The organism is Streptomyces tailanensis (assembly GCF_008386495.1).
GTDB classification, from domain to species: domain Bacteria; phylum Actinomycetota; class Actinomycetes; order Streptomycetales; family Streptomycetaceae; genus Streptomyces; species Streptomyces tailanensis.
Window position 1 is genome coordinate 21,717 of the sequence record NZ_VTHJ01000091.1, and the last position, 7,137, is coordinate 28,853.

Genomic DNA, 7,137 nt, shown 5'->3' on the forward strand with positions numbered 1-7,137 from the left:
TCAACCTCTGGCCGCGCCGCTAGGTGGTCGCTCGGCCGTCGCCGCGTACTCCGCTTCGGTACGCGCCCGGCGGCACCCCGTAGCGCTCCCGGAACGCCCTGCTGAAGTGGTACGGGCTGGTGAACCCGGAGGCGGCGGCCACCCGTTCCACGGGCAGTTCGGTCGCCTCCAGGAGCCGGGCGGCGTGCAGCAGGCGGGCGTGGCGGAGCGCGCGCATCGGGGAGTGGCCGAGCTGTTCGGTGAAGAGGTGGGCGAAACGGGACGGGGAGAGCGAGACCCGTTCGGCGAGGGAGTGGACGGTGTGCGGGGCGCCGGGGTCCGCGGTGATCAGGTCCTGCGCCCGCCGGACCCGGGGGTCGACCCCTGACCGGCGGGGCTCGGCCCGGGCGGCGGTGAGCAGCACGACCTCCTCCAGGGAGCACAGGGCGAGTTCGCGGGCCGCCGCCCCGTGCGCCACGGCGATCTCACCGTCCCCGGGGTCGGCCTCGGGCGGCGGCGGTGTGCCGTCCCCGGTCCAGCGGGCGTCGGCGAGCATCCGGCGGAAGGCCGCGTCGACGCGCTCACGGATGCCGCCGGGGGCCTGGCTGACGGCGTACAGCCGGTCGCCGGTCTCGTACGGGCGCAGCCATGCCGTCCAGGACGCCCTCGGCTGGCAGTGCACCCACCAGAACGCCCAGTGCCCGGCGCCGGGGCCGACGGCGTAGTGCTGCGGCACGCCCGGCCCGAGGACCACGAGGTCACCGGGGGACGCGCCAGCCTCGGTCGCGCCCTGTCGCAGCAGTCCCCCGCCGCCCGTGGTCCAGGTGAAGAGCCAGCTGTCCGCGCCGCGCGGCCGGTTGACGGCGTACGGCGGCCGCACGTCGAAGCGGCCGGTGATCACCTGGCCCGGCGGCGGGGACGGGTCGGCGGGTGCGGCAGTTTCAGGTTCGGCGGGTGCAGCAGTCTCGGGCTCGGCGGGTACAGCAGTTTCAGGCAAGTCATCAGCACGCACAGGCATCCTCCCGGAAGGCGCTCGGACCTAGCGTGAAGGACAGTGGAGCAAGGAGAGAAGGGACGCGCGGATGGCAGTCACAGGCAAGGTGGAGTTCGAGGAGAACGGCTGTCTGGTGGTGCGGGGGCTGTTCTCGGCCGCCGAGATCGAGGAGCTGTGCGACCGTTTCGCCGCCCTGCGGGCGGGCGGCCCGATACCGGGGCACTTCGAGCCCCGTACCTCCGGCCTTGACGCAGCCGACCCGCTGCATGTCTACCCTCGCGTGATGCACCCCCACCGGATCGACGACCTGTCGCTGCAGGTGCTTCTCGACGTGCGGCTGCGGGACATCCTCGAAGAGCTGCTCGGGGAGGAGGTCCTGGCCGCGCAGAGCATGTTCTACTTCAAGCCGCCGGGGGCCCGTGGGCAGGCACTGCACCAGGACAACTTCTATCTGCGGGTGGAGCCGGGCACGTGCGTGGCGGCGTGGATCGCTTGCGATGTGATCGACCGGGACAACGGCGGTCTGGAGGTCGTGCCGGGGACGCATCGCATGGACCTGTTCTGCCCGGAGGAGGCGGACGAGGAGCTGTCCTTCGTGCGCGAGTACGTACCGCCGCCGCCCGGCCTGACCGCCGTCCCCGTCGACATGACCCCGGGCGACGTCCTCTTCTTCAACGGCAGCCTGGTGCACGGCTCCCAGCCCAACCGCACCGCCGACCGCTTCCGCCGCTCCTTCATCGGCCACTACGTGGGCCGCTCCACCGAGCGCATCGGGCGCTACTACGACGCGCTGACGATGAGAGGCGAACCCGTCCCCCTCCCGGAGAGCGAGGGCGCGGGCCCGTGCGGCACGGAGTTCGAACCGGCGGGCGCCCACTGACCCTGGATCAGCCCAGCTCGAGCAGCCCCCGTCGGACGGCCTCGGACACCGTGCTCGCGCGGTTCTCCGTGCCCAGCTTGCGGTAGATGCGGACCAGGTGGGTCTTGATCGTCGCCTCGGTCAGGTGCAGGGAGGCGGCGATCGTGCGGTTGCTGTGACCCCGGGCCAGCAGCCGTACGACCTCGATCTCCCGGTCGGTCAGGACGATCCCCGGATCGGCCATGGGACCGGCTAGGTGTCCGGCCACCTCCGGGGCGAGGCCCATGCCCCCGCCGGCCGCGGCGCGCACGGCGCGGAAGAGTTCCTCGGGCGGGCCCGCCTTGAGGATGTAGCCGCGGGCTCCGGCCTCCATCGCCCGTACGACGTCACCCTGGCTGCCGTAGCTGGTGAGGACGACCACGCGGGTGTCCGGGGTGCCGGCGGTGATGCGCCGGGTCGCGTCGAGGCCGTTCACGCGGTCGCCGGGGGCCGAGTCGTCCGTCAGCCGGAGGTCCATGAGGACCACGTCGGGGCGGAGCCGGGCTGCGAGGCGTACGGCCTCTTCGCCGTCGCCGGTCTCGTCGATGACGTCGAAGCCGGGTTCGCCGGTGAGCAGGGCGCGCAGCCCGGCGCGTACGACGGCGTGGTCGTCGACGATCAGGACGCGGAGCGGAGTGGCGGGGGTGTGGGTCACCGGGAGCCCGCCAGGGCGAGCGTGTTCAGGGGCAGGGTGGCGCGGGCGAGTGTGCCGTGTCCGGGTGCGCTGCGGATGGTGAGCGATCCGCCGAGGGCGCGGAGGCGTTCCCGGCCGGCGATCAGCCCGAGGCCACGGTCGTCCGGCCCCGGGCTGATCGCCGACGCGACGTCGAAACCCTTGCCGTCGTCGCGTACTTCCACGGTGACCGTGGCGTCGTCGCCGTGTTCGAGGGTGACCCAGACGTGGCGGGCGCGGGCGTGTTCGCGGGCGTTGGCAAGGAGTCCCTGGGCGACGCGGAGCAGGGCGGCGGCCTTGTCCGGGAACAGTTCGCCGGGTTCGCCCTCGGTGCGGAACAGCACCCGTGCGGGCGTGCCCGTTGCGCGGGCGCACAGGGAGCGCAGCGCGGCCGCGAGGTCGTCGTGCTCCAGTGCGGGCGGGGTGAGGTCGCGGATGATGGTGCGGGTCTCGGCGAGGTTGGCGCCGAGCGCGTCCACGACCGTGCGGACCTGGGTCCTGGCGAGGTCCGGGCGGCGGTCCCAGTCGCGGTCGGCGGCCTGGAGGAGCATGCGGCTGCCGGCGAGTTCCTGGGCGAGCGTGTCGTGCAGGTCGCGGGCGATGCGGGCGCGTTCGGCGAGCCGCCCGGCCTCCCGCTGTCCGCGCGCCAACTCAGCCCGGGTGTGGCGAAGTTGGGCCAGCAGCCGCTGTTGGGAGCGGTAGAGGGCGACCGTGGCCCAGACCGCGGCGGCCGGGGGTGCCACCAGTTCGGGGTGCAGGGTTCCGGCGACGCGGGCGACGGACAGGACGAGCAGGACGGTGATCACACCGACCACCGCGATCGCCGTCCGGTCGGTGAACATCCGCAGGGCGAGGATCGCCAGCGGGAGCGCCAGCCACACGTAGCCGGCGGCGACCGGCGCGGGCATCCCCCAGGTGATCCAGCTCCACAGGGCCAGCAGCGCACCGAGCCAGACGGGTCTGCCCCACCACCCCAGCCGCTCCCAGCGGGCCAGTCCGCCTACGTATCCCCCGGCCAGCAGCACGATGAGAGGGACGAACTGCCAGCACAGCGCGGCGTTGAGCTGGACGAGCCGGAGCAGGCCACCGATGGCGACAGTCAGGAACACCAGGTCCGGAAGGTGTCGTGGCGACAGCGAGCCTCGGCGTAGGGCGGCGGGGACGATGGCGGGCACGGTGGCGGATTCCCCCTGCGGCGGTCCGGGCTGGCGTGGAGCGAGCCGAGTGTAGGCCGTGCCCGGTGTGACCGGAGTAAGAAATCCGCCGTCCTGTGCCTGGTGGCTACCGGCCCGGGTGCAGACCGAGCACGCCCGGCGTCGGCTCGCCCTTGACCTCGCCGAAGTAGAGGGCGAAGGTCTGCTTCAGCCGCTCGACCTGCGCACGGTCCTCCATGAAGCGGGGGAAGCCGTGGAGGTGGGCGTTGTCGTACTCCCAGATGGGCTTCAGGCCGCTGGCCGGGGTGACGTCCGTGCGGACGGACCAGCCGTTGAAGGAGGCCTGCTGACGCTCGGCGGACAGCGCCCAGTTGAGGTACAGCTTGGCGGCGGTGGGGCGGGCGGCACGCTTGGGGATCGCGGCGCGCTGGCCCCAGGCCATGAAGGGGTGCCCGTCGGACACGAGCCAGCGGATCGGCGCGGTCGGGGGCGCGGTCAGCGTGCCGGACGTGCCGACGCCGATGGTCTTCACCTTGCCGTTCACCGCGACGCCCGGGGTGTGCGAGCCACGGGCGAACCGCGGCTGCTGCGCGGCGAACTTCGCGATCCAGTCCCAGCCGTACGCCTGCTGGTAGAGGGCGAAGAGGTAGAGCACCGCGTCGTCGTCGTGCGGGTAGGAGGAGGCGATGGCGTCCTTCCAGCGCGGGTCGACCAGTTCGTACGGCGACTTAGGGGCGCTCGTACCGGCGGCGGCGACGTCGTACAGGAGGCTGAAGCCGATGACCTGTACGGCCGTCCACGCTCCGTCCGGGTCGCGGAAGCCCTTGTGCAGCTTGGAGAATCCGGCGGGCTTGTAGGGCAGCAGCTTGCCCTGGCGCTTCCAGCGGGTGAAGTCCTGCAGGGTCTGGAGCTGGACGACGTCCGGGACGAGGGTGCCGGTCGCGAGTTGGTTGTCGACGCGGACGTCGTGGTACTTGCTGTAGTCCACGACGACCGTCAGGTCGATGTCCGGGAAGCGGCTGCGGAAGGCATTGGCCATGAAGTCCTGCTGGGTGGAGGTGTCTCCGCCCGCGTAGATGACGAGCTTGCCGCCTTCGGCGACGGCGTCGCGGTACAGCTCGTCGAGCGAACGGGTCTCCTCGGCACCGGCCGAGAGACCGGAACGGTCCGACGTGCGCGCGGCGGGGGCGGCGGAGGCGGTCTGTGCGGCGCCGGTGGCGACGAGTCCGCCGAGGGCGGCGCCCGCGCCGGTGGTGAGGATGCGTCGCCTGCTGAAGTTGCTGGCCATGGGTGGGGGAAGTCCTTTCCGCGGCGTGATCCGTACGGCGTGTTCTGTACGGCGTGTTCTGTACGGCGTCCTGTACTGCGTCGCCGCTACGACGGCGCCGTAAGTCTCCGGCCGGGAAGGGAGGTCGCGCGTCGCCCGTAAGCCGACGACCGGTTCAACCGTTCGGTTGAACGCGGCGTTCGTCGGCGTTCAGCAGTTCCAGGGCCCGTTCCCAGTGGAACTCCCGGTGTCCGCCGTCCTCTTGGGGCTCGCCGGAGTACGCGTCCCCGAACCTGACGCCCATGCCGCGCAGCCGCTCCAGGCTCGCGCGGTAGGCCGGGTGGACGGCCAGGGCGTCGGCGACACAGGGCAGTACGGCGATGGGGACGCCCAGGCCGTACGCCTCGCAGAGAGTTCCCAGGGCGAGGGTGTCGGCTATGCCCGCGGCCCGCTTGTTGACGGTGTTGAAGGTGGCGGGTGCGACCACGACGGCGTCCGGGGGCGGGAAGGGGCGCGGGTCGCCCGGCCGCCGCCAGGCGGAACGGATCGGGCGGCCGGTCTGCGCCTCGACGGCCGCCGTGTCGAAGAAGCCGCCCATGGCGACGGGCGTCGCGATGACCCCGACCTCCCAGTCGCGCTCCTGGGCCGCCGTGATCAGCTTGTTCACGTCGACGGCGATGCCGGCGGCGCAGACGACGACGTAGAGGAAGGGTTGTGGGCAGGTGGTGATCAACGGTGTTTGAGCGTGTTCTGGCACGTATGAGTGAGCCTGCCTGCGGCCGGCGTCAGGCGTGTTCACGGGAAGGGGACAGGAGTTCTCATGTCGAATGTGTGACCTTCACTGGTGGTGGTCGTTGGGTGTGGTGACGGATGTCTGCGGCACCGGGTGGGGGGTGACGGGATGGGTGGGCTGCGGGAGTTGGCGGCGCCTTTCGTGGTGCCTGGCCCGTCCGGGATGGCGATCCGTACCCGGCTCAAGGGTCTGACCGCCGGGGACGAGAAGGTCCTGTGCCTGGTCGGGGACCATCTGGGTTCGCTGGCCTCCCGTGATCTGAAGGCGCGGTGCGTGGCCGGGCTGGAGCACGACAGCGAGCAGTGGGCGCAGCGCAAGCGCGCCCTCACGCAGGAGTCCTCCTCCCGCTGGGCCGGGTCGGTCACGAAGGCCACCCATGATCAGTGGGCGCTGGCCCGGCGCGGCCAGCTCGCCCACATCCAGAGCCTGATAGCCGGGATCGAGACGATCGAGCACCGGCTGTCCGTGCCGGTGGGTGAGAAAGGCACCAAGCAGGCGCCGGGCGGCTACCGCAGCGCGCGGGAGTGGCACGCGAAAAGACGCCGCCTGTGTGTGCTCGAAGACAGGCTTCAGGTGGTGCGGGCGGACTGTGAGGCCGGGGTCGTGCGCGTGGTGCGGGGTGGAAAGCGGCTGCTGAACACCCGCCACCACCTGGAGCAAGCAGGCCTCAGCGAGGAGCAGTGGCGGGCCCGGTGGCAGGCTGGGCGCCGGTTCCTCGCCGCGGACGGCGAGTCCGGCAAAAGGTTCGGCAACGAGACCATCCGCGTCACCCCCGGCGGCGAGGTCTGCCTCAAGCTGCCCGCGCCGCTGGCGCACCTGGCGAACGCCCCGCACGGCCGGTACGTGCTCACCGCCCGCGTGGCGTTCGTGCACCGGGGCGAGCAGTGGGCCGACCGCGTCCAGGCGAACCGGGCTTTGGCCTACCGCATCCACGAAGACACAGTCCGGGGGCGCTGGTACGTGACAGTCTCCTGGACGATCCCCCCGGTGAAGACCGTGCCGCTGGAGGCCGCCCGCGCGCATGGGCTGATCGGGGTGGACACCAACGCCGATCACCTCGCCGCCTGGCGCCTCGACCAGCATGGCAACCCCGTCGGCGAACCGCTCCGCTTCGGCTACGACCTTACCGGCACGGCCGACCACCGTGATGCCCAGGTAAGGCACGCCCTGATGCGCCTGCTGCACTGGGCCGAACGCCACCGTCTCGCCATCGCGGTCGAGGACCTCGACTTCCAGGCGGAGAAGACCCGGGAGAAGCACGGCCGCAGGAAGCGGTTCCGCAACCTCATCTCCGGCCTGCCCACCTCCAGACTGCGGGCCCGGCTCCTCAGCATGGCGGCCGAACTCGGTATCCCCGTCATCGCCGTCGACCCCGCCTA

At 72.0% G+C, this 7,137-nt stretch carries 7 protein-coding genes; 2 read left to right on the forward strand and 5 right to left on the reverse strand.

Annotated features, from left to right (window positions below; genetic code table 11):
* Positions 1-19: 19 nt before the first annotated feature.
* The gene (locus F3T56_RS41815) at positions 20-997 is read right to left on the reverse strand and encodes a helix-turn-helix domain-containing protein (protein WP_149830725.1); all 978 of its coding nucleotides are present in this window, start codon (positions 995-997) and stop codon (positions 20-22) included.
* Between the two features lie 64 nt (positions 998-1,061).
* On the opposite strand from F3T56_RS41815, the gene F3T56_RS41820 reads away from it, so the two are divergent.
* Positions 1,062-1,853, forward strand: a complete 792-nt coding sequence (locus F3T56_RS41820; RefSeq protein ID WP_149830726.1) for a phytanoyl-CoA dioxygenase family protein — start codon at positions 1,062-1,064, stop codon at positions 1,851-1,853.
* 7 nt (positions 1,854-1,860) lie between these two features.
* On the opposite strand, the gene F3T56_RS41825 is transcribed toward F3T56_RS41820, so the two are convergent.
* The 4 genes from F3T56_RS41825 to F3T56_RS41840 form a co-directional block, all read right to left on the reverse strand.
* On the reverse strand, positions 1,861-2,526 hold the full coding sequence (locus F3T56_RS41825) for a response regulator transcription factor (RefSeq protein ID WP_149830727.1): 666 nt from the start codon (positions 2,524-2,526) through the stop codon (positions 1,861-1,863).
* Positions 2,523-3,719, reverse strand: coding sequence for a sensor histidine kinase (locus tag F3T56_RS41830; protein ID WP_149830728.1), 1,197 nt, complete (start codon positions 3,717-3,719; stop codon positions 2,523-2,525). Before F3T56_RS41830 ends, F3T56_RS41825 begins: the two co-directional genes overlap by 4 nt.
* Before the next feature lie 106 nt (positions 3,720-3,825).
* Positions 3,826-4,986 (reverse strand): ABC transporter substrate-binding protein, encoded by a 1,161-nt coding sequence (locus tag F3T56_RS41835; protein ID WP_149830729.1) that lies wholly within the window; start codon positions 4,984-4,986, stop codon positions 3,826-3,828.
* Between the two features lie 154 nt (positions 4,987-5,140).
* Positions 5,141-5,698 carry a flavoprotein gene (locus F3T56_RS41840; RefSeq protein ID WP_172639404.1) on the reverse strand — a complete coding sequence of 186 codons (558 nt, stop codon included), beginning with the start codon at positions 5,696-5,698 and terminating at the stop codon, positions 5,141-5,143.
* A gap of 168 nt (positions 5,699-5,866) precedes the next feature.
* On the opposite strand from F3T56_RS41840, the gene F3T56_RS41845 reads away from it, so the two are divergent.
* Positions 5,867-7,137, forward strand: a 1,271-nt coding sequence (locus F3T56_RS41845) for a transposase (RefSeq protein ID WP_149830731.1), incomplete at its 3' end; no start/stop codon positions are given.

Excerpts from the sequence above, each read along its gene's own strand:
- F3T56_RS41815 (WP_149830725.1), bottom strand. The coding sequence starts at position 997 with ATGCCTGTGCGTGCTGATGACTTGCCTGAAACTGCTGTACCCGCCGAG.
- F3T56_RS41820 (WP_149830726.1), top strand. The coding sequence starts at position 1,062 with ATGGCAGTCACAGGCAAGGTGGAGTTCGAGGAGAACGGCTGTCTGGTG.
- F3T56_RS41835 (WP_149830729.1), bottom strand. The coding sequence starts at position 4,986 with ATGGCCAGCAACTTCAGCAGGCGACGCATCCTCACCACCGGCGCGGGC.